The organism is Candidatus Baltobacteraceae bacterium (assembly GCA_036489885.1).
In the GTDB taxonomy this organism is placed as follows: Bacteria; Vulcanimicrobiota; Vulcanimicrobiia; order Vulcanimicrobiales; family Vulcanimicrobiaceae; genus JAFAMS01.
In genome coordinates, this window is record DASXEW010000003.1 from 280,853 (window position 1) to 301,281 (window position 20,429).

Annotated in this window: 21 protein-coding genes; 13 read left to right on the forward strand and 8 right to left on the reverse strand. The window is 61.3% G+C overall.

Features of this window, described 5'->3' with window-relative positions; genetic code table 11:
• The first annotated feature begins 14 nt into the window (after positions 1 to 14).
• From VGG22_07315 to VGG22_07325, 3 genes are read left to right on the forward strand one after another with little or no spacing between them, the layout of a single operon-like run.
• Positions 15 to 767, forward strand: a complete 753-nt coding sequence (locus tag VGG22_07315; protein ID HEY1728162.1) for a 5-oxoprolinase subunit PxpA — start codon at positions 15 to 17, stop codon at positions 765 to 767.
• The gene (pxpB, locus tag VGG22_07320) at positions 718 to 1,443 is read left to right on the forward strand and encodes a 5-oxoprolinase subunit PxpB (GenBank protein ID HEY1728163.1); all 726 of its coding nucleotides are present in this window, start codon (positions 718 to 720) and stop codon (positions 1,441 to 1,443) included. The genes VGG22_07315 and pxpB overlap by 50 nt, the downstream gene beginning before the upstream one ends.
• Positions 1,440 to 2,435 carry a biotin-dependent carboxyltransferase family protein gene (locus VGG22_07325; GenBank protein ID HEY1728164.1) on the forward strand — a complete coding sequence of 332 codons (996 nt, stop codon included), beginning with the start codon at positions 1,440 to 1,442 and terminating at the stop codon, positions 2,433 to 2,435. Before pxpB ends, VGG22_07325 begins: the two co-directional genes overlap by 4 nt.
• Here the strand turns inward: VGG22_07325 and VGG22_07330 are convergent, their stop codons facing one another.
• Genes VGG22_07330 through VGG22_07340 form a run of 3 tightly spaced genes read right to left on the reverse strand, consistent with a single transcriptional unit; the run spans position 2,436 to position 5,556 of the window.
• Positions 2,436 to 3,239, reverse strand: coding sequence for an alpha/beta hydrolase (locus VGG22_07330; GenBank protein ID HEY1728165.1), 804 nt, complete (start codon positions 3,237 to 3,239; stop codon positions 2,436 to 2,438). It abuts the gene before it with no gap.
• A complete protein-coding gene (locus VGG22_07335) occupies positions 3,236 to 4,585 on the reverse strand; it encodes a sensor domain-containing diguanylate cyclase (protein HEY1728166.1) in 1,350 nt (449 codons plus the stop codon). The genes VGG22_07330 and VGG22_07335 overlap by 4 nt, the downstream gene beginning before the upstream one ends.
• A complete protein-coding gene (locus VGG22_07340) occupies positions 4,582 to 5,556 on the reverse strand; it encodes an NAD(P)-dependent oxidoreductase (GenBank protein HEY1728167.1) in 975 nt (324 codons plus the stop codon). Before VGG22_07340 ends, VGG22_07335 begins: the two co-directional genes overlap by 4 nt.
• A 109-nt stretch (positions 5,557 to 5,665) precedes the next feature.
• Between VGG22_07340 and VGG22_07345 the strand changes: the two genes are divergently transcribed.
• On the forward strand, positions 5,666 to 8,905 hold the full coding sequence (locus tag VGG22_07345) for a PDZ domain-containing protein (GenBank protein ID HEY1728168.1): 3,240 nt from the start codon (positions 5,666 to 5,668) through the stop codon (positions 8,903 to 8,905).
• Here VGG22_07345 and VGG22_07350 read toward each other — a convergent pair.
• Together VGG22_07350 and VGG22_07355 are read right to left on the reverse strand one after the other, a co-directional pair.
• Complete coding sequence (locus VGG22_07350) at positions 8,817 to 9,224, reverse strand: hypothetical protein (protein HEY1728169.1); 408 nt, start codon at positions 9,222 to 9,224, stop codon at positions 8,817 to 8,819. The genes VGG22_07345 and VGG22_07350 overlap by 89 nt on opposite strands.
• Entirely contained in the window at positions 9,221 to 9,634 is a 414-nt protein-coding gene (locus tag VGG22_07355) for a hypothetical protein (GenBank protein ID HEY1728170.1), read from the reverse strand. Before VGG22_07355 ends, VGG22_07350 begins: the two co-directional genes overlap by 4 nt.
• Before the next feature lie 123 nt (positions 9,635 to 9,757).
• Between VGG22_07355 and infC the strand changes: the two genes are divergently transcribed.
• From infC to VGG22_07375, 4 genes are read left to right on the forward strand one after another with little or no spacing between them, the layout of a single operon-like run.
• On the forward strand, positions 9,758 to 10,528 hold the full coding sequence (gene infC, locus VGG22_07360) for a translation initiation factor IF-3 (GenBank protein HEY1728171.1): 771 nt from the start codon (positions 9,758 to 9,760) through the stop codon (positions 10,526 to 10,528).
• A complete protein-coding gene (rpmI, locus tag VGG22_07365; GenBank protein HEY1728172.1) occupies positions 10,521 to 10,727 on the forward strand; it encodes a 50S ribosomal protein L35 in 207 nt (68 codons plus the stop codon). The genes infC and rpmI overlap by 8 nt, the downstream gene beginning before the upstream one ends.
• 20 nt (positions 10,728 to 10,747) lie before the next feature.
• Positions 10,748 to 11,113, forward strand: coding sequence for a 50S ribosomal protein L20 (gene rplT / locus VGG22_07370; GenBank protein HEY1728173.1), 366 nt, complete (start codon positions 10,748 to 10,750; stop codon positions 11,111 to 11,113).
• Positions 11,114 to 11,143: 30 nt separating this feature from the next.
• Complete coding sequence (locus tag VGG22_07375; GenBank protein HEY1728174.1) at positions 11,144 to 11,488, forward strand: hypothetical protein; 345 nt, start codon at positions 11,144 to 11,146, stop codon at positions 11,486 to 11,488.
• Here VGG22_07375 and VGG22_07380 read toward each other — a convergent pair.
• The 3 genes from VGG22_07380 to VGG22_07390 form a co-directional block, all read right to left on the reverse strand.
• Positions 11,472 to 11,996: an NUDIX hydrolase gene (locus VGG22_07380; protein HEY1728175.1), complete on the reverse strand. Its 525-nt coding sequence runs from the start codon at positions 11,994 to 11,996 to the stop codon at positions 11,472 to 11,474. The two genes, VGG22_07375 and VGG22_07380, sit on opposite strands and share 17 nt — an antisense overlap.
• Before the next feature lie 70 nt (positions 11,997 to 12,066).
• A complete protein-coding gene (locus VGG22_07385) occupies positions 12,067 to 13,707 on the reverse strand; it encodes a hypothetical protein (GenBank protein ID HEY1728176.1) in 1,641 nt (546 codons plus the stop codon).
• Positions 13,708 to 13,988: 281 nt separating this feature from the next.
• On the reverse strand, positions 13,989 to 14,321 hold the full coding sequence (locus VGG22_07390; protein ID HEY1728177.1) for a hypothetical protein: 333 nt from the start codon (positions 14,319 to 14,321) through the stop codon (positions 13,989 to 13,991).
• 2 nt (positions 14,322 to 14,323) lie between these two features.
• Between VGG22_07390 and VGG22_07395 the strand changes: the two genes are divergently transcribed.
• From VGG22_07395 to VGG22_07415, 5 genes are all read left to right on the forward strand, one after another.
• Positions 14,324 to 15,097 carry an RNA methyltransferase gene (locus tag VGG22_07395; GenBank protein HEY1728178.1) on the forward strand — a complete coding sequence of 258 codons (774 nt, stop codon included), beginning with the start codon at positions 14,324 to 14,326 and terminating at the stop codon, positions 15,095 to 15,097.
• Between the two features lie 271 nt (positions 15,098 to 15,368).
• The gene (pheS, locus tag VGG22_07400) at positions 15,369 to 16,406 is read left to right on the forward strand and encodes a phenylalanine--tRNA ligase subunit alpha (GenBank protein ID HEY1728179.1); all 1,038 of its coding nucleotides are present in this window, start codon (positions 15,369 to 15,371) and stop codon (positions 16,404 to 16,406) included.
• Positions 16,403 to 18,751, forward strand: a complete 2,349-nt coding sequence (gene pheT, locus VGG22_07405; GenBank protein HEY1728180.1) for a phenylalanine--tRNA ligase subunit beta — start codon at positions 16,403 to 16,405, stop codon at positions 18,749 to 18,751. The genes pheS and pheT overlap by 4 nt, the downstream gene beginning before the upstream one ends.
• A 77-nt stretch (positions 18,752 to 18,828) precedes the next feature.
• Positions 18,829 to 19,914: an MFS transporter gene (locus tag VGG22_07410; protein ID HEY1728181.1), complete on the forward strand. Its 1,086-nt coding sequence runs from the start codon at positions 18,829 to 18,831 to the stop codon at positions 19,912 to 19,914.
• Positions 19,911 to 20,426 (forward strand): phytanoyl-CoA dioxygenase family protein, encoded by a 516-nt coding sequence (locus tag VGG22_07415; GenBank protein HEY1728182.1) that lies wholly within the window; start codon positions 19,911 to 19,913, stop codon positions 20,424 to 20,426. The genes VGG22_07410 and VGG22_07415 overlap by 4 nt, the downstream gene beginning before the upstream one ends.
• Positions 20,427 to 20,429: the final 3 nt, after the last annotated feature.

The window sequence follows — 20,429 nt, forward strand, 5'->3', positions numbered from 1 at the left end:
ACTTCGTTCCCACGATGGATCTGAACTGCGACATGGGCGAGAGCTACGGCGTCTACAAGCTCGGCGACGACATGGCGATGCTCGAAGTTATCACGACGGCAAACGTGGCCTGTGGATTTCACGGCGGCGATCCCGAGGTGATGGCCGAAACGATGAGCGCCGCCAAGAAAAACGGCGTCGCGGTCGGCGCACATCCGGGATTTCCCGATCTGTGGGGATTTGGGCGTCGGCGCATTCCATATTCGACCGATGAGATCATTCGGTTTGTCGCGTATCAAATCGGCGCCGCGGCCGCAATGGCAACGCTTGTCGGACACAAGCTCACGTCGGTGAAAGCACACGGCGCCCTCGGCAATATGGCAGCCGAGGAAATCGAGATCGCTCGCGCCGTGGCGCGTGCAACAAAGGCGGTCGATCCATCGCTCGCGCTTCTCGTCATCGGCGGCTCGCAGCTGCAGCGCGCCGGCGAAGAAGCCGGACTGCGTTTAGTTCACGAAATCTACGCCGACCGCGCGTACGGCGACGATGGACAGCTCGTGTCACGCAAGATCGAAGGTGCCGTCATTCACGATCCCGATGTGGTTATGCAGCGCGTCGTCGACATGGTGGCGGAATCCGCGGTGATCTCGACGAGCGGTAAGCGGCTTCACACCAAGATCGAAAGCGTGTGCGTGCATGGCGACACGCCCGGCGCCGTCGCAATCGGACGCAAGGTGCGTGCAGGTCTCGAACGTGCCGGAATCAAGCTCAAACCCTTCGCCGCCTAAATTCCTCGACGCCGGTGACTCGGCGGTCATCGTCGAGTTCGGCCGTGTCGTCGACGTAGCGCTGCACGATCGCGTGCTGGCGCTCGATGCCGCCGTTACGGCAGCGAAGATCGATGGCGTTACGGAAACTGTACCGACGTATCGCTCGCTGATGATTTACTACGATGCACGGAGCATCGAACGGGACCAGATCATTGCTCGCGTCGAGAAGCTGCTCGCGCAAACAAGCTCGGTACTTATCGAGCCGAAGGTGCGCACGATTCCGGTTTGCTATGCGCCTCCGCACGCGGAAGATCTCGCCGAGGTTGCGCAGCACTTGAACTTGAGCCAAGACCGCATCATCGACATCTTCACGAACACGCCGTATCGCGTCTACATGTTCGGATTTCTCCCAGGCTTTGCGTACCTCGGCCGCTTGCCGGAGGCAATCGGGATCCCACGCCGCGCAACACCGCGTTCACCGGCCCAGACGGGCGCCGTGCTGATCGCTGCCGAGCAAGTCGTCATCACCGGCGTTACGATGACGACCGGATGGTACATGATCGGCCGCACGCCGCTGCGCATCTTCGATCTCGCACGCGAATCGCCGTTCATTTTCGACGTCGGCGACGAAGTGCGATTCGAGCCAATCGACAACGCAACGTTCGAGAGGCTCCAATCGGGCCACGCAAAATGAACGGACGCTTGCGCATCCTGCGTGCCGGACCCGGCGAGACCATTCAGGATGCCGGACGATTCGGGTATCTCCGTTACGGCATCGTTGCATCGGGGCCGATGGATTGGATCGCGTTCAGCCTCGCGAATCAGGCGCTCGCAAATCCACCGGACGCTGCGTCGATCGAGATTTCGATGGCCGGAATCGAAGTCGTGTGCGAAGGTGCGCCGCTCATGATTGCATTCGCCGGCGGCGGATTCTTGTGGGACCGCGACGGCACACGCTTGCCGCCTGCAGCGGCGATCGCGCTGCAGCCCGGCGAGCAACTGCGCGCAAGCGCAGGCGCGTGGGGCACATGGACGTATCTCGCGGTCGCAGACGGCATCGACGTTCCGCCGGTGCTCGGCAGCCGCTCAACGTATGCGCGATTTGCGATCGGCGGACTCGAAGGCCGTGCGCTTCGTGCGGGGGATGTTCTGAGTGTGCGTGCCGGCGCGACCCGGAGCTTAATGGAAGGAACGCTACGCACGCCCTTACTCGAACGCTCGAGTGCGCCGGTCCGCGTGGTGCTGGGGCCGCAAGATGATTACTTCACGAGCGTTGCGCGCGAAACGTTCTTCTCCGAAAGCTACACAGTCAGCGGACGCTTCGATCGTATGGGCTATTGGCTTGAAGGTCCAAAACTGACGCACGAAGCCGGCTTTGATATCGTCTCGGACGGTATTCCGCTCGGCGCGATTCAGGTGCCCGGCGCGGGCCAACCGGTGATCTTGATGGCCGATCATCAAGCGACGGGCGGCTATCCGAAGCTCGGCACATTGACGCACGCCGATGTCGGACGCTTCGCGCAGCATCGTCCGGGCGAACGCGTGCGTTTCTTGCCGTGCGCAGTTGAGGCTGCGCATCGCGCACTACGCGACGTGTATGCGGCGCTCGATCAAACGACGCTGCGCGCAGGCGACGAGATTCTCAGCTCGAGCAATCTCATCGGCGGGGTGGTCGACGGAACCTAACTAGGCGGGAACGCTGATATATGCGTCGAGCACACGCATGTACTCGTCGAATCCCGTCCGGTGGAGGCTGTGGCTTTGCCCGGGGAACACACGCATCGTCACGTTCGAGCCGCCGTGCTCGCGAATGAACTTGACGTCATCGCGATGGACGACGGAGTCGGACTCGTCGGCAAGCATAAACAACAGGGGCTTGGGATAGTTCACGATACTCTCGCGCAGATCGAGCTTGCCTTCGTCGGCTCCGTTCTCGACGCCGATGCCGATTAGCGGATCGATCGTCATATGCTGCAGAGCATGAATTTTGGCCTGAACCTCGATGTCCGGAAGACCCTGGTATTCTTCCATGATCTTCCGTTCACGGTCGGCGCCGTGCAGATTCAGAATCGGATCCATTTCCTCATGCCAATGCTCGGTCCACGACGTGCGTCCCCACGGACGAAACATCGGATCGATCGCGACGATGCGCGAGACCCCCATCTGCAGACCCGCGAGTATGGCAACGGCCCCTCCCCACGAGTGCCCGATGATAGTGTCGATTCCGCCCGGGATCGCATCTTGCACTTCGATACAATCGCGCACGATGCGTTTGAAGCTCATCGGTCCTTTGATCGCGGCCGAATCACCGTGTCCACGCTGATCGTACGCGTGCACGCTGTAAGCAAGCTCGAGTGCGCCCGCAGTGCGGTTCCAGGACTTGCGCGAGCTCGTCATGCCGTGGATGCACAAGATGTTCGGACCGCCCGAACCCCACGTCTCCAGCGTCGTCGTTTTGCCGTCGTCGAATGTTATCTGTTGTTGACTCATAATGCTTCGAGGGCCGTCTCTTCGTCGAATGCGACGCGATTCCGGCCATCGGATTTTGCCCGGTACAGCGCCTCGTCGGCGCGGCGCACGAGCTCGGCCGTATCTTCACCCGGCAAGAATGCCGCGAGGCCGATGCTGACCGTAATCGACGCGCCGGCTTCCTGAGCCGGAATAGCGAGGTCCGAGACGGCGCGGCGGATGCGTTCTGCGACATGGATCGCGTCGTCGAGATCGATGTCGTGCAAGATCGCCGCAAACTCGTCGCCGCCGTAGCGCGCGATCAAATCTTCGGAACGCAGCACGTTTGCCGCGAGCGCACGCGCGACGCGGCGAATACAATCGTCGCCGGCACGGTGACCTTCGAGATCGTTATAGTTCTTGAAGTGATCGATGTCGATGATCAGCAAGACCGCACTGCCTTGCAGCCCTTCGATGTGCACGTCGAATGCACGGCGATTTGCGACGCCGGTCAATGGATCGACCATCGCAGCACGAGCCAGACGTCGATTCTCGGTCGTAAGCTGGCGATACAGCAGATTGACGTGCCGGATCATCACAAACGCGACCGTCGCAGAAACGATCAAAACCTCAAGCCGTGCGCCGATGCGTCCGAATGAAAAACGCTCCGAGCCAACTTGTAGCAGGTACGCATCCGCGACGAGTCCGGAAAGGAACAGCGCGGCGTACACGTCGATCGACCGCTTGAGGCGCGTCGCGGCGACGACGGCTATGAGCGTCGCCACGCCGATCAAGAGCGTGATCGGGTGCCACACGAACTGATTGATCGGCGTGAAGTGCCCGTTGACTGCCAGCAGCGGCAGAGCCGGACCGTCGAAAACGACCAACAGCACGAGCCCGATGGTTAAAGTTCCGGCCGTGCCGGCCGTTATCCAAATGACGTTGTCGAATGGGCGCAGCCGTTGCGACGTCGCTGCGAAAATGCCGAGCAGCACGTACGTGCCGAGCTGCCATCCAAATGCAAAATACCCGACGGTGCTCGGAACGACCGGGACGACGCCGCTGGCCGTCACCAAGTTGGGATACTCGATGACGAAGATCGCCGTCACGATTGCGCTGAACGCGAATGCGATCGCAAGAAACCCGGTCGACGGATGGCGCCCGGAGCGCCATTGCCCGTAGAGAAGCAGGGCGGTCGTCAGCTGAAATGCGATCGACGCGACTTGGCAAAACCCGATGACGTCGTCGCTGATGCCGGTCTTTATCGCGGCGTACGGAGCAATCGCGCCCGCGATAACGAGAACGATGAAGAATACGGAACCCGCACCGAGATAGTCGCGCGGAGAAGCCGGACGCGTCGCGAGGAACGGCGTCCGCGGCGTCCTCATTTCGGAGCTGCGGTTGGTACCTTTTGTTCCGGCGCGGGCTGGATGTAGCGCTTGCGACGTTCCGCAAACGTAAGCTCGGAGATGCCGGATTTATCGATGTGGCCGAGTCCGACCTCAACCATCGTGTCGTACTGCGCTTTGGTCGCTTCCGCGAGCGGCAGCGTCAGCTTCGCTTCCTTCGCCATGTCGAGCGCGATGCCCGAATCCTTGCGCGCGTGTTCGGCGGCAAAGTACGTCGTGTGCTCGCGCTTCTGCATATCTTCGCCGTCGCTCAGCAGCACGCGTGACGCGGCGCCAGTGCGTGAGAATATCTCACGCAGCTCGTCGAGGTTGATGCCGAGCGCGCTTCCGAGCGCAAGCCCTTCGGCAAGCCCCGCGGTGTTGATGTTCATCACCATGTTGACGAGAGCTTTGATTTCCGCTGCGCGCGGAATCTCGCCGACGTAAACTTGCGTGCGAGACATCATACGCAGGATCGGCGCGAGCTGATCGACGACGAATTTGTTGCCGCCGAGAATCAAGTAGAGCGTTCCGTCGTGCGCTTGCGGCGCGGAACCCGCCATGCACGCTTCGATGAATCGTCCGTTGCGCGCAGCGACGCGCTTCGCAACTTCGAGATGCAACTTCGGTGAAACGGTACTGCACTCGATGAACGACGTTCCGCCGGCACCCAGGAGCAGGCTGTCGCCGCTCTCCGAGTAGATTGTATTTACGGCTTCGTCGTCGCTTACGACCGTGAAAACGATCTCGGCGTTGGCATTGACCTCAGCGAGTTTTTGCGCGTGATAGCAGCGCAGCTCGCGCGCAAGTTGCGCAGCGAGCGCGGTGTTCTTATCGTAAACAACGCCGATCGGAACGTGTGCATGGAAAAGCCGCTTCGCGATGTTCGAACCCATGCGACCGAGTCCGATGATCCCGACTTTTTTGTCAAAACGTGGAGGCTGTTGCGGGCTTTGTGGCGTTCCGGCCATTAACTACCTGGCCTTCCAGATAACCGGCGGCGAAGCGATGAGGTCCATTGGCACCTTGTAGGTCGCGGCCGCGGGAACTCCTCCCCTTAAAGCCAAGGCTCAGGGTCCGATGGACCCTGGATATTATCGTTACCCTACGGCTTTTCGCGAACATGTTGCATTCGTAAGTGAAGATGATCTCTGGCTCGCCGCGCTAAGCGGCGGAATAGCACGAAGACTGACGACAAGCGTCAGTGAGATCTCGTTCCCACGCTTCTCACCGGACGGTCGTTTGCTCGCTTTCGTGGGACGTGAGGAAGGCCACCCCGAGGTCTATCTCATGCCCGCCGAAGGCGGCCGGGCGCGCAGGCTCACCTTCATCGGTGCGAGCGTTTGCGTCGTCTGCGGCTGGAGCGCCGACGGCAGCGAAATTTACTTCACATCTGACCACGGCTCGCCGTTCGAGCGCGAAACACTGGCGTTCGCAGTGTCGACGGAAGGGGGCGCGCCGAGACCATTGCATTTGGGCCACGTCGCCACAATCTCGGTCTCACCGAACAACGCGACGCTGATCGGACGCAACGCGATCGACGCCGCGCGCTGGAAACGTTATCACGGCGGAACCGCGGGAGACTTGTGGATCGATCCGTCGGGTGCGGGAACCTTCCGGCGACTGATCACGCTACGCGGAAATTTGGTGTGGCCACTCTGGATAGGCGAACGCGTCTTCTTCGTCTCCGATCACGAGGGCATCGCCAACATCTACTCCTGTGCGAATGACGGCAACGATCTTCGCAAGCACACCGACGAGCGTGAGTACTACGTTCGCTACCCGTCGACTGACGGACGTTTGATCGTCTACGGGGCGGGCTCCGAGCTACGCGTCCTCGATACTGTCGACAGCAGCGTGCGTACGATCGACGTCTCGACACCATCGACCGCACCGCAAACGGTTCGGCGTTTCGTTGAGAGCTCCGATCGCCTCGAGCACTTCGCGCCGTCGCCCGACGGCACGCAAGTCGCGCTCGTCTCGCGCGGACAGCCGTACACGATGCCGCTCTGGGAAGAGGCCGTGACGCATCACGGACGCGGAAGTCGCGTACGCTACCGCCTCGCAGAGTGGATGCCGAACGCCTCGCGCCTCGTTATGGTCGACGACGCCGAGGGTTACGAGCGCATCATCGACGTCGATCTCAGCAAGGACCAGACTGAAAAACCGCACGTCCTCACCGACTCGCGCATCGGGCGTGTGGTCGAGCTCACAGTTTCGCCGGCGAACAATTTGGTGGCGTTCACGAACCACCGCCGCGAGCTTTTCATCCTCGATTCCGAGAATCGCGACCTGCGCAAAATCGACGAGAGTCCGGGCGACGTAACGTCGCGCCTGGCATTCTCTCCGGATGGGCGTTTTCTGGCATACACGTGGTCACCGCAGCATGACGTCGGAATCATTCGCGTCTGCAAAGTGAAGTCGGGCGAAAAGCACGACGTCACGTCGCCGTTGCGCGTCGATGCCAATGTCGCGTGGGATCCCGACGGCGACTATTTGTATTTTCTTTCGACGCGCGATTTCAACCCGGTCTACGACGCGCTGCAATTCGATCTGAGCTTTCCGTTTGCGATGCGTCCATTCGCGGTCGCACTCCGTAAAGACGTGCCCTCGCCGTTCGTCCCCAAGCCGGCGCCGCTACATCGCGAGCATCGTTCCGACGACGAGATCGGAAAGAAGCCCAAGGCGGAAAAAATCGAGATCGACTTCGACGACATTACGGGACGTGTCATTGCGTTTCCGGTCGAAGAAGGCCGCTACGACGATATCGTTGCGGTTCGGCGGCGCCTACTCTTCACGCGCTTCCCACTCAAGGCGATCAAGGTACCAACGAAACGCTGGAGTGACGAAGAAGCGCAGCTCGGCGACCTGCTCGCCTACGATTTCGATTCGCAACGTCTGGTCACGCTCGCGCACGAAATGGATCAAGTGCGCCTCGCGTCCGACTATCGTACGCTCGTCTATTCGTCACACGATCGGCTGCGTGCAATCGACGCCGGCGGCGATCTCCCCGAAGACGACGCCGACGAGCAAAAGCCCGGCGCCGAACCCGGCAGACGCTCGGGCTGGATCGACTTGGCGCGCATCAGCGTCCTCGTCGAACCGCGCGACGAGTGGGCGCAAATGCTGCGCGAAGCATGGCGCCTGCAGCACGAGCATTTTTGGGACGAGCGAATGTCAGGCGTCGATTGGGACGTCGTCTACGAACGCTATGCGCGAATTCTTCCGCGCGTTCGCGCGCGCGGCGAGCTCTCGGATCTCATTTGGGAGATGCAAGGCGAGCTCGGAACGTCGCACGCGTACGAAATCGGCGGCGACTATCGCATTGCACCCAGCTACAAACGCGGCTTTCTCGGATGCGACTTGGCGTGGGACGATCGCCTCGAAGGTTGGCGCATCGAGCGGATCTATCGCGGCGACTCGTGGGAACGCAACTTCGATTCACCGCTGGCAGCGCCGGGACTCGAAATCGAAGTCGGTGACGCGATCGTCGCCGTCGGCGGACACCCGGTCGAGCGAACCATTAGTGTCGACGAGCTTCTGACCAACGCGGCGGATCGTGACATCACGTTGACGATTCTGTCCGGCAAGAAACGCGAACGGCGCCGAGTTCTCGTCAAGGCGCTCGAGAACGAAACGACGTTGCGCTATCGTGCATGGGTCACCGCCAATCGCGAGTACGTGCACGCACGCACCGGGGGTGCCGTCGGATATCTCCATATTCCGGACATGGGGCCGTGGGGATTCTCGGAATTTCATCGCGGCTTTCTCACCGAGTTCAATCGTAGCGGCTTGATCGTCGACGTCCGATACAATCGCGGCGGTCACGTCTCACCACTGCTGCTCGAGAAACTCGCACGCAAACGCATCGGCTACGACGTCATGCGCTACGGACCGCCGGTTCCGTATCCGCCGGAATCCGTCGGCGGCCCGATGGTCGCGCTCACGAATCAGTTCGCAGGCAGCGACGGCGACATTTTCTCGCACGCGTTCAAGCTTTACAAGCTCGGGCCGCTCGTCGGAAAGCGAACGTGGGGCGGCGTCATCGGGATCAATCCGTCCCACCATCTCGTCGACGGCACGATCACGACGCAGCCGGAGTTTTCATTTTGGTTCGTCGACGTCGGTTGGGGCGTCGAGAACTATGGAACCGATCCGGATTACGACGTCGACATCGCACCGCACGACTCGCGCGCCGGGTACGATCCGCAGATGGAGAAAGCGCTCGAGCTTATCGGGTCGTTGCGGGCGCAGACGAACGGGAAGCCGAGCTTTGAACCACGGCCGTACTTGCCGCTCCCGTTTGTACCGGTGCGCTGAGGATATGACCTGAGCCGGCGAGCGATCGCAGCGAGGCAATAACTTGCTGCGCACCGTCGATCGGCGGAAGTGACGGAATCTCGGGCGGGGCGCCGCCCGGCCGCGTCAGCGCCGAAGCGTAGATGTCGTTTTCGAGCACCGAACCGGAACTCACACCGTTAAGGTAGACGGCGTAAACCTCGGGAGAGTACGAGGCGGCGAAATCACTCGCGCTCGACGGACTCGCAATCGGGCTGGAAGCAGCGGACGTGCTCGAACTGACCGGCGCAACGTACGTCAGCTCGTGAAGCCAAATCGAAACAGGCGAGAGCAGGCTCAATGCTTCTTTGAATTCTCCGTTTGGAAGATCTGTCCGTTGCCGGCCAGCGACCTCAGCGACGCCATGACCTGAGCCGCATAGTCGTTATGGTTGGCCCCCGGTGCATAAGGTATACCCGCCGCGGTGCCCGCCGGTGGGGGTGGAGTCCCAAAAGGTCCCAATAAATTTTCGCGGGCGATGGCCCCACCGACCGATGTCCCGTTCCCACCCAGCTGGGCCGTCAGGCCGTTGAGCAGCACGGAGTAGACATTCTTCGAGTACTGCGCGACCTCGGATTGCTGGAGGGAGTAGGCCGGGGGCGCGGACGGCTGGCTCAGCACCACGTGGGGAAGGCCGGAAACGGCCGTTGCCCCGAGGGTGGTGTCAAGTGCGGCGCCTAGGGAACCGATGGTTGGGATGCTCGAAATCATCTTCTTAAGTTTACGGCTGCTTGGCCGTCCTTCACTAGTGTTCGCGACCGCAGCCGGTTTGACCCCAGGGGCGGCCTCTGGTATGCTCGGGGTCGCCGAAGTAGGGGCCGGGCCCCTCACCGGATGCCTGCGGGCGATCCGGTCCGCGAACGGACCGTCGGCAGGTTCGATTTGTGGGGATGCTTTCGGCATCGCCACTTTGTTTTTTCTGGGAGGTCCTTCATAGCAGCTCGACCACTTCGCATAAACGAGCAGATTCGAATTCGCCAAGTGCGCGTCATCGATGATGACGGTTCGCAGCTCGGCGTGATGCCGACGGAAAACGCGCTCGACCTAGCGCGCCAACGCGGACTCGATTTGATCGAAGTCTCACCGACTGCGGTTCCACCCGTCTGCCGAATAACCGATTACGGACGACTGAAGTACGAGCAAGCAAAAAAAGATCGAGACGCACGCAAGAAACATCGCGGCTTTGAGCTCAAAGAAGTCAAACTGCGTCCCAAAATCGAGACGCACGACTACGAAGTCAAAGCACGAATGGCCGAGCGGCTACTCCTGGACGGCGGAAAAGTCAAAGTAACGATCATGTTCCGCGGGCGCGAAATCACATACACCTCTTTCGGACGCCGTCTACTCGATCGCATGTCTGAAGATCTCAAGAACCTCGCAATCGTCGAACGCGAGCCGCGGCTGGAAGGCAAGAACATGTTCATGATTCTCTCGCCGCGACAGTCGCCGCTGGGACCGCCGAAGTTCACACACCACGATAAACACGAAGCCGAAAAACAAGCCGCGGCTGATAAGCAACACGAAGCCGAGCAGCAAGACGCCGACCACGAAGAAGACATCGAAGAAACACCCACGCCGCAAATAGAAAGTGCCTCCAGTGCCTAAGATCAAGACCCATCGCGGAACCGCCAAACGCGTTAAGGTGACCAGCACCGGTAAGGTGTTGCATCGCCATCAGTTCAGCGGGTGCGGTCACATTCTCAGCAAGAAGTCGCGCAATCGCAAACGCAAGTTTCGCAAAGATCAGCAGACTTCGCCGAGCGATCTGCAGCGTTTTCGCCCGCAGATCCCCTATCTGTTTTAGGCCGGAGGTAGACGTAAGAAATGGCTAGAGTAAAGCGCGGCGTCAACAAGATCAAAAACCGCCGCAAGGTCATGAAGCTCGTCAAGGGCTTTCGGGCGTCGCGCCGGCGTAACTATCGCGTTGCGAACGAAGCGCTGCTGCATTCACTGGCGTACGCATTTCGCGACCGCCGCACGCGCAAGCGTGATTTTCGTTCGCTGTGGATCGCGCGCATCAACGCGGCGGCCCGGCGCGAGGGGCTTTCGTATTCACGCCTGATGGCGGGCCTCAAGAAAAGCGGCGTTGCGGTGAACCGCAAGGCGCTCGCCGAGCTTGCGGTCAGCGACCAGAAAGCGTTCGCACGTCTGCTCGCTCTCGCGAAGGACTCGCTCGGGACGGCGGTCTAGCAAGCGCGCTCGCCGGGGAAAAAGGCGAGCATGAAAACGATCCTCAGCGTGGCAGCCCTGACGCTCGCCTTCGGCCCCGTCCTCCTCAACGGCCAGACAACGTACACGCCGCCGAGTCTGTCGGACGGTCAATCCGTTACGGTCAGCGCGTCGCAAGGCACGGTGCCGTCCGGAACCTACTTCATCGCGGGCGGGAGCCCGCAGTGCATTCGCACATTGCAAATCGTCGGAGGCGGACAACCCGGTGCGCCGCCGTTTTCCGGCTACATCACGTCCAGCGGAAAATTCACGTTCTATCATCTCGGCAATACCGCCGGCTGCGTCGTGACGATCACGTCCAGTGCCGGAGGCGATGCGGCTACGATCGCATTTTAGCCCACGCAATCGCAATTTGCGTTTTCGCATCGGGAAGCTCGTCGCGCTCGACCATGGCCCAGGCCTCGTCGAGCGTGAACGTTTTTACGACCATGTCTTCTTCGCCGAGATCAGGCGCGCGCTTACCGGCCGTGAGCTCTTCGGCCGCATAAAAATGTAAGAGCTCGGTACAAAAGCCGGGTGCCGAATACGCGGACCACAAGCGGCGGATGCGTTTGGCAGTGTAACCCGTCTCTTCGCGCAGCTCGCGCACCGCGCACGCATCCGGACCTTCATTCGGATCGATCGAACCGGCCGGGACTTCCCAATTCCGCTTTCCGATCGGATAACGATACTGCTCGACAAGCACGATCGAATCGCGCGTGGGCTGCGCTGCGATGACGACGGCGCCCCGATGCTCGACGATTTCGACCACGTCGCGACGCGATGGAAACTCAAGCTCCTCGATGCGCAAGCTGACGACTTTGCCGCGATAGACGTAGCGCGACCACAACGATTTGAGCGTCATGTGCGCGGCTTAGAGAAACGGCCCGCGAGTCTTTCTCGCGGGCCGTTCTGTGCTAGGCGTTTTGTCGTGTCTAGAGGTTGGCGATGCAGAGCCAGTTGCGAACCGTTTCGGCACCCGCGGTTGCAACGGGCCAAGCCAACTTCCCGTCCGGAAGTTGAATCATTCCGTTGCCACCGCCGGTGTTGAATCCGACTTCGCACTCGCCGGCATTCGAGGCTCCGCTGCCGGCGCTTAGTGCTAGGGTTGCCGTGAGAGTTGCGCGCGTCGAGGATGCCCACGATGCGTGCATGTCGAGATCCATCTCGTCCGATGCACCGAACACCACAGTGCTGCCGAGTATGCCGTCTTGTACGAGACCGCCGCCGCCTTGCGAGAAGACGAACTTCGTCCCCGGTGCGGCCGGACTTGTGAAGGACGTGTTGGCCGAAATTTGATCGACTTCCGAGTACAGGTTCGAGCCGATCATCGTCAAGCTTCCGCGGCCGAGGAATGGCGCGTTTCCTAGGTTGGATTCGAAGATTGCGCCGCCGCACGGACTACCCGACGTCGAGGTTGGAATTGAAACCCAGTCGCCGTCTCCGCCGCCCGCCGTCACTTCTTCCGAGTACAGCGTGCCGTTGGAGTAGACTGCGCCGTTTCCGAACGCGCTATACGTCGTCGGAACGTTGCAGGATGCAATCGTCGTGTTCCCCGGCGTGATGCGATTGAGCCAGTTGTGGAGATTGTCGTGCGTTCCGGTGTTGCCGCACAACGCCCAGACGAATCCGCCACCGGAAACAATGCCGGTTTGCGCGTTTCCGCCCGTGCACGTGATCGCGTATTCCGTTACGAGACCACCGGCGGGCGCGACTTCAAACACCTTGCTCGCGTTTTGCTCGGTGCCCCACAGGTTTCCATCGGGCCCGATTACGAGACCGCCGGCCGGCGCATTGCTCATACCGGCTGCAACCATGTTCGCAACCGAAGTGCCGGCCACGCCGTTGGCGTACGACACCATGCCGATCGGGTTGATCGCATTATTCTGCGTATAGTAGATCTCGCCGTTCGCGTACGCGACGCCGCCGCCCCACGGTAAGATGCCGGCATTATTTGCCGTGTGCCCAATCCCGACTGCGGGATTGCTCATCGTTACCGCTGCCGGTTGCTGACTCGCTCCCGGCGCATTGCCGTTGATGCTGAACGTTCCGCCCGGTGCGCTCGGTCCGTCATTGTACTGAACCGCGACACCGTCGCCGACACGCGCGATCGTTACCGGCGGAGGCGTCGAGTTGACTGCCGGATACGTGCACGCAGTGCCGGTCGAAGCACCGTTTGCGACATAGATGAGGCACGTGGTGCCGCTCTTGTCACTGCTGGTGACCGAAACGTTGATGGGCGCACCGGTCGCCATCGGCGTACCATTTTGCGTCGCAGTGATACGGCCGACCGTGCTGATCACTTGCGTCACGCCGTTTGCCAGCGTGTTGACTTGACTCTTGGTGATTGCTCCCGGACTGCCGATCGTAACGACCGTGCTTGCCGGATTTTGTGATTGTGATGGTGTTGGTGTCGGTCCCGGAGTCGGAGTTGAACCGCCGCCGCCCGGCGGCGCAGTTGGTGCACCGGGACCACCTGGATTCGAAGGTGCAGATGGCGACGTACCGCCTCCACCGCCGCAACCAATCAAAAATGCCGTTGCGACGACACCTATGGCGAGAAATATTCGTTTCATTTTTGCTCTCGATATCACGCGCTAGAGAAGAATTGAGAGCTTGACGGGTTCTTCGATCTCTGCCAAATCTAGAACGACAAGCACGGCGGCTATTTTCCCGTCGCTTTATCAATAAAACGTACTCTCGCATGAAATAGAGACGATGAGACACTCGATCGTTAGTACGCTTGTACATCGTGCGCGCGCTCGTTCTCATCTGCAATTCAGAAACTGGTCGTTTGTATGGGCGCAACGACTGCGCGCGTTGGTACGCGCGAACTAATGGGAATGGGCCGAAGGTCCTAGCTCGAACGTGCGAAGCGGGTGAACAAATCGAAAACAATCGCGATATCGACCATTGCGATCGATGATCCGGAGCTCCAGCGCGCCGGAAAAATAACCGCGAGGAACGCGAGAATCACGCCAGTCAGATACGCTGCGCGAACGGTTATCGCAAGACGCGTGTTGACGCGGCGCATCGATGCGGCGAGCGCGATGACCGTGAGCCCGAGCAGCACGAACGCCGGAATCTCGAAGAAGTGCAGCTCGGCCAGCAGCGACCGGCCGCCGGCGGTAATGCCGATCGCGATCGCGACCAACGCGAGGCCTTCGATCAAATCCGCGCTAAGCCGCATGCGTGCCACTGTCGCCCGACGTTGTCCGGAGCCTGCTTAGAAGGAAGAGCCGCCGCGAACACGGCCTTTTCCTGATCGAGGGTCCCTCGCTGCTCGAAGAGGCCCTCAACAGCCGGCTCTCCATCCTCGAGGTCCGGGCTACGGCCGAGGCCGGCGAGAGCGCCGGCTCGCTGATGCGACGCGCCGAGATTGCCGGGGCCGAGCTCATCGAAGTCTCGACCCGAGCCCTTGACCGGCTTTCGGATCTGGATTCGCCGCCGGGAATCGTCGCCGTGGCGCGGATGCAGGGCTGCCCACTCGCCGAGCTTTTGGAGCGGCCGGGATTGTTGCTGTTGCTGGCCGGGGTCTCCGATCCTGGGAACGCCGGGACGCTCGTGCGGACCGCGGAGGCCTTCGGGGCCGCGGGGATCATTTTCGGAGAAGGCGGCGTCGATCCGTACAATCCTAAGGTCGTCCGCGGCGCGATGGGATCTCTTTTCCGCCTTCCGCACGGCATATCGCCCGCCGCCGAGCTCGTTCTGGGGGCCGCGAGCGGCCGCCGGCCGATCATCGCCGCCGACCGTGACGGGACCCCGCTTCCCGAGTTTACGTTCCCCCCGAACCCCATCATTGCCGTTGGGTCTGAGAGAGGCGGGGTGGGGGCTTGGCTGCCCCACTGGGATGCAAGCGTCGCCATCCCGCATGCGGGGCCGACCGAGAGCCTCAATGCCGGGATCGCGGGCGCGATCGTCCTCTACGAATGGTCCTTTTCGCCCCGTTTTCGCCCCAAAATTTGAGGTCATGTCAAGCCTCTTGTCAAGTCTTGGCGGCCCACAAGTCCGGTGATACAATCCACGTCAGTCTCGGAAACAACTACGGGGTACCGCCCTTGCGAACGTCCGAATTTTTCTGGAAACTTTTCGCCAATACGGGTTCCGTAAACGCGTACTTGATGTACAGAAAACTGAACCCTTCACCGGTTACCGTCTGACCCTCGAGACAATCTCTATCTGATGTTTGACGCTCGGCAAAAGGCCGAGCGTCTTGTTTTTGCGTAAGACCGCTGCAATGAGCCTTAGCGAAAGCTTAACGACACTTGCGTCGGAGCTTGGCGCCGCCCTGAAAGACGTGCGCGATGAACGGACGCTCGAAGATCTACGCGTAACGTACCTCGGACGCTCCGGAAAAATAACCGAAATCCGGCGCGGCATCGGCAAATTGCCGCCGGAGGAACGTCCTTCGGCCGGTAAGGCAATCAACGACGCAGTCACGGGACTCGAGGCGCAACTCGAGTCGGCTGCTCTAAAACTCGGCGCGCTCAAGCTCGAGCGCGAGCTCGAGAACAACGTCGACGTCACGCTGCACAACGTGCCGGCGCAAATCGGCTCGCTGCATCCGATTCGTAAAACGATTCAGGCCGCGTGCGCGTATTTCGAGTCACGCGGATTCGCGGTGCTGCTCGGGCCCGAGGTCGATACGACGCGTCACAACTTCGACGCGCTCAACATTCCGCCCGATCATCCGGCGCGCGAAGGATTTGATTCGTTTTATTTGCGTCCGGATTTGCTACTGCGTCCGCACACATCGCCAATGCAGATTCGAGCCATGGAGAAACATGGTCCGCCGATTGCGATCGTCATCCCCGGAAAATGCTATCGCCGCGATGCCGTCGACGCGCGCCATCTGTATCAGTTCAATCAAATCGAAGGCCTGATGGTCGGCGAGGGCATCCACTTCGGCCATCTCAAGGGCATGCTAATCGGAATGTGCCGCGAGCTTTTCGGTCCGGATCAAGACGTACGGTTCCAGCCCTCGTTCTTTCCGTTCACCGAACCATCGGCGCAAATCGACACGACGTGCCCGCGTTGCGGTGGCGCGACCGCCAGCTGCGCCACATGCGGCGGTTCAGGTTGGATCGAAATCGGCGGTTCGGGGATGGTGCATCCGAACGTGCTGCGCGCAGTGGGGGGAGGGTACGACCCCGATGTCGTCAGCGGCTGGGCCTTTGGTGTCGGCATCGAGCGCCTCGCGATGATCCGGTACGGGATCGGCGACATCCGCGAATTCATCTGGAACGAGCCGTCGTTCTTGGAGCAGCTGGCGTGAGAACACCGCTTGCTTGGCTGCGCGACTACGTCGATTTGCCCGCCGACACCGACACGATTGTCAACCGCTTGGCGATGCTCGGCTTTCCGGTCGAAGAAATCATCACGCGCGAACCGATGTCGGGTGTCGTCGTCGGCAAGCTCGAGCGCGTCGAGAAACACCCCAACGCCGATCGTTTGCAAGTCTGCACCGCGAATATCGGCAACGGCGCCACGCTCCAAATCGCGACCGCGGCCGAAAACGTCGCCGCCGGACAGATCGTCCCGGTTGCGAAGATCGGCGCGGAGCTTGCGGGCGGTCTCGTCATTGCCCCCCGCAAGATGCGCGGGCTCGACTCGGAGGGGATGCTCGGTTCTGCCAACGAGCTTGGGCTCGACGGCGAGTGGTTTGAAGATGGGATCTTGCAGCTCGACGCGGACACGCCGCTCGGCGCGGACGTCATCAAACTCTTCGGTCTCGATCAAGACATTTTGGAAGTCGAGATCACCTCGAATCGCGTCGACGTGATGTCGATGCTCGGCCTCGCGCGCGAGCTGGCGGCGTCGTTCGGCACGACGGTGCGTGAACCGGATAGCGTCGTCACCTATGCGTCCGGCGGCGACTTCACGGTTACGCTCGAAAGTCCGGACGTCCATCGCTTTGTCGCGCAACGCGTCTCCAATGTCACGGTGCGAACCGCAAAGACGGCCGTCCGCATACGCCTGGCGCTTGCGGGGCAGCGTCCGATCAACAATTTGGTCGACATCTCGAATTTCGTCATGCTCGAGACCGGGCAACCGCTGCACTTCTACGACTACGACAAACTGGCGGGCCACCGCCTGATCGTGCGCGACGCGCGCGATGGCGAGCAGGTGCGAACGCTGGACGGCATCGATCGCACGTTAACTCCCCGCGCACTCGTCATTGCCGACGAGCGCGAGACGCAGTGCCTCGCGGGACTCAAAGGCGCAGCGGCAAGCGAAGTGACGGCGGCCACGCGTGAGATCGTGATCGAGGCCGCGAATTTTTCCGGGCCACGCGTGCGGCGAATGGGCGCGGAACTGGCGTTACGTTCCGATGCGTCGTCCCGGCACGAACGGAATCTTCCGCTCGCGCTTACCGATGCCGGCGCCGCGCGCGCCGCAAAGCTGCTCTCCGAGGAAGGCGCGACGATTCACGCCCCGCACGGCTTCGGTGTCCCTGTACCGGCGCCGGCGATCATCGCGTTGCGTAAGCGCGAAATCCCGCGCTTGCTCGGATTCGAGCTCGAGGATGCCGAGATCGTTCATGCTCTTGGCGCGCTGGGATTCGAGAGCGTCACCTCGCGTGCAAACGACGAGACCACCTTCGAAGTGCAGGTCCCGCTTTGGCGAAGCGACATCGCAATCGAAGCGGACCTGGTCGAGGAAGTCGCGCGCCTGATCGGCTACGATCGCGTCGCGGTCGCGACGCCGCCGGTTGCAGAGCAACATATTGCCAGCACCGCATACAAGCGCCAAGAACGTGTCGCGAGCGCCCTCGCAATGCTCGGTTATCATGAGGTCGTCACGCTTGCGCTACAGCCGGGTTCGATCCACGAACGCTGGCGCGAAAGCGGCGCCGCACTCGACATGAAGGTCGTCGAAATCATGAATCCGCTTTCGGAAGATCAGCGCTTCATGCGATTCTCTCTACTGCCTGCGCTGTTGGCACTCGGAACCGACAAGATTTTCGAGATCGGCGACGTGTTTGGCGAAGCCAGTGAGATCGTCGAACGGACGCATGCGACGTTCATGCGTCGCACGACGCAACCGCAAAGCGATTCGTGGAGCGACGAGCAGTTCGTCGCGCTCAAGGCCGACGCGCTCGCCTTCGTGCGCGCCGTAACGGGACGCCATGCAAGCGTACGCGTCACCGGGCACGCCGGTTGGCATCCGGGCATCTGCGCCGAGCTGGTCCTCGACGGCGCACCCATCGCGATCGTCGGCGCGCTCGATCCACGTTTAACGTTCGCACTGGGAGTCGAGGGCCGCGCGCACGCCGCGCAAGTCGATCTTGCCACGCTCCCGGATCCGGTGATTCCGCGCTATGTCGCGCCGTCGCGCTATCCGACCATCTCACGCGATCTCGCGCTCGTCGTCAATCTCGACGTCAGCGCCGCGCAAATCGAGAACGTCATCGGTGGCGCGCTCGATGGGCTGGCGCGCACGATCGGCGCGTTCGATGAATATCGGGGGCCGCAAGTCGGTGACGGCAAAAAGAGTCTTGCCGTGCGCGTCGTGCTGCAGCGCGATGATACGACGATGACGGACGCCGAAGCCGACGCAGCGATCGGCAAAATCCTCGGTGCGCTACGCTCCGAGCTAGGCGCGACGATACGCAGCTAACCTCTCCACGCACGGCCCAGTATTGGACATATTTATTCCTGGTATGGCTCGTCGGCGTCGATTTACGTCTGACGATTTTGGCCGTCCCGCCGGTCTTGCCGGCTATTCATCAAGACCTCACGCTCAGCGAAGCGGCCGTCGGTGCGCTCACGGGATTGCCGATTCTCATCATGAGCGTCGCGGCAATCGCCGGTTCGGCGCTGATCGCGCGCATCGGCGCGCGACGCGCGTGGATCGTGGGGTTGCTACTCATCGCAGTCTGCGGTGCAGCGCGCGGCGCCGGTCCGTCGATTGGCATGTTGTTCGTGATGACGGTTCTCATGGGAATCGGCGTGGCCATCTGTCAGCCGGCATCGCCGACCATCGTCGGAGAATGGTTTCCAAGCTCGATCGGTTTCGCAACGGCGATCTATGTCAACGGTTTGCTGGTCGGCGAAACATTGAGCGCCGCGTTCACGATTCCGTATGTTCTCCCGCTCTTGCACTCGAGCTGGGAATGGAGTTTTGTCTTCTGGTCCCTGCCCGTTGCGCTCTCGGTCGCGCTGCTCGCACTGTTCTCGCGCGAACGGCTTGCGGCGCGCACGGCCTCCGCCCAGTGGTGGCCGAATTGGCGCGACGGTTTGCTATGGCGCCTGGGGATCATCCAGGCCGGCGCGTCAATCGCGTACTGGGCGGCAAATGCGTTCATCCCCGATTATCTGCACGCAATCGGCCGCCACGAAATGATCGCGCCGAGCTTGGCCGTCATCAACCTCGGACAGCTACCCGCATCCTTTGCGACGCTTTTCTTCGCGCAGCGTCTGGCCGGACGGCGTGACGTCTTCTTCTATACCGGTGCGATCGCGATCGCCGGGCTCGGATTATTCATCTTCGTCCCGAACTGGTCCGGAATCGTAGGAATCGGCTTGGTCGGCGCCGCGACTTCTTTTACAATGGTGATGGTGCTCGCGATTCTGCCGATGGCTGCCAAACAAGACGACGTGCATCATCTCACGGCCGGCGTGCTGACGATCAGCTATGGAGCCACGTTCATCGGAAACTTCTTGAGCGGCGTACTGTGGGATACGACGCACGCACCGCTTGCTGCTTTTCTCCCGATCTTCGCCGGCATGCTCGTGCTCGTGGCCGGCGCGATGGGTAAGTGGAAAGTTGCAGTAACATGAACGCTCTCGAAGAGCAAGGGTATCTTGTCATCCCGGGTTTTAAGTCCTCAAAAGAGGTTCACAATCTTCGGACACACGCCGAGGCGATCGTCGATGCGTTCGATGAAGCGGGCCGGCTGCGGCAACCCAAAGCCCTCTCGATCAACAAGATCGGGCACGCGATGCACGATCTCGATCCGGTGTTCGAAGACTTCTCGCACGGCAGCGCGCTTGCCGGCGTCGCCCGCAGCGCCGGCGGCGGCGAAGTTCGCTGGCATCAAGACGCGACGTACTTCTGGACGGATCCAATTTCGGTGACGACGTTCTGGTTCGCGCTCGAGAGCGCCGACCGCCAGAACGGTTGTCTCTGGGCGCGTTTCGTCGTCGAGAATGGCAATACGCGCGTTCCCAAGCTCGATCAAACGCCGTGGCCAACGGAAGAATCCGCGGTACCCCTCGAAACCGTTCCGCATCGTCGCGGCACGCCTACACGCTGCACGCCGTCGAGGCCAATGCTGAATACTCCGCGCTGAATT

Excerpts from the sequence above, each read along its gene's own strand:
- VGG22_07315 (HEY1728162.1), top strand. The coding sequence starts at position 15 with ATGGATCTGAACTGCGACATGGGCGAGAGCTACGGCGTCTACAAGCTC.
- VGG22_07325 (HEY1728164.1), top strand. The coding sequence starts at position 1,440 with ATGAACGGACGCTTGCGCATCCTGCGTGCCGGACCCGGCGAGACCATT.
- VGG22_07330 (HEY1728165.1), bottom strand. The coding sequence starts at position 3,239 with ATGAGTCAACAACAGATAACATTCGACGACGGCAAAACGACGACGCTG.
- VGG22_07335 (HEY1728166.1), bottom strand. The coding sequence starts at position 4,585 with ATGAGGACGCCGCGGACGCCGTTCCTCGCGACGCGTCCGGCTTCTCCG.
- VGG22_07340 (HEY1728167.1), bottom strand. The coding sequence starts at position 5,556 with ATGGCCGGAACGCCACAAAGCCCGCAACAGCCTCCACGTTTTGACAAA.
- VGG22_07345 (HEY1728168.1), top strand. The coding sequence starts at position 5,666 with ATGGACCCTGGATATTATCGTTACCCTACGGCTTTTCGCGAACATGTT.
- VGG22_07355 (HEY1728170.1), bottom strand. The coding sequence starts at position 9,634 with ATGATTTCGAGCATCCCAACCATCGGTTCCCTAGGCGCCGCACTTGAC.
- infC (HEY1728171.1), top strand. The coding sequence starts at position 9,758 with ATGCCTGCGGGCGATCCGGTCCGCGAACGGACCGTCGGCAGGTTCGAT.
- rplT (HEY1728173.1), top strand. The coding sequence starts at position 10,748 with ATGGCTAGAGTAAAGCGCGGCGTCAACAAGATCAAAAACCGCCGCAAG.
- VGG22_07375 (HEY1728174.1), top strand. The coding sequence starts at position 11,144 with ATGAAAACGATCCTCAGCGTGGCAGCCCTGACGCTCGCCTTCGGCCCC.
- VGG22_07380 (HEY1728175.1), bottom strand. The coding sequence starts at position 11,996 with ATGACGCTCAAATCGTTGTGGTCGCGCTACGTCTATCGCGGCAAAGTC.
- VGG22_07385 (HEY1728176.1), bottom strand. The coding sequence starts at position 13,707 with ATGAAACGAATATTTCTCGCCATAGGTGTCGTCGCAACGGCATTTTTG.
- VGG22_07390 (HEY1728177.1), bottom strand. The coding sequence starts at position 14,321 with ATGCGGCTTAGCGCGGATTTGATCGAAGGCCTCGCGTTGGTCGCGATC.
- pheS (HEY1728179.1), top strand. The coding sequence starts at position 15,369 with ATGAGCCTTAGCGAAAGCTTAACGACACTTGCGTCGGAGCTTGGCGCC.
- VGG22_07415 (HEY1728182.1), top strand. The coding sequence starts at position 19,911 with ATGAACGCTCTCGAAGAGCAAGGGTATCTTGTCATCCCGGGTTTTAAG.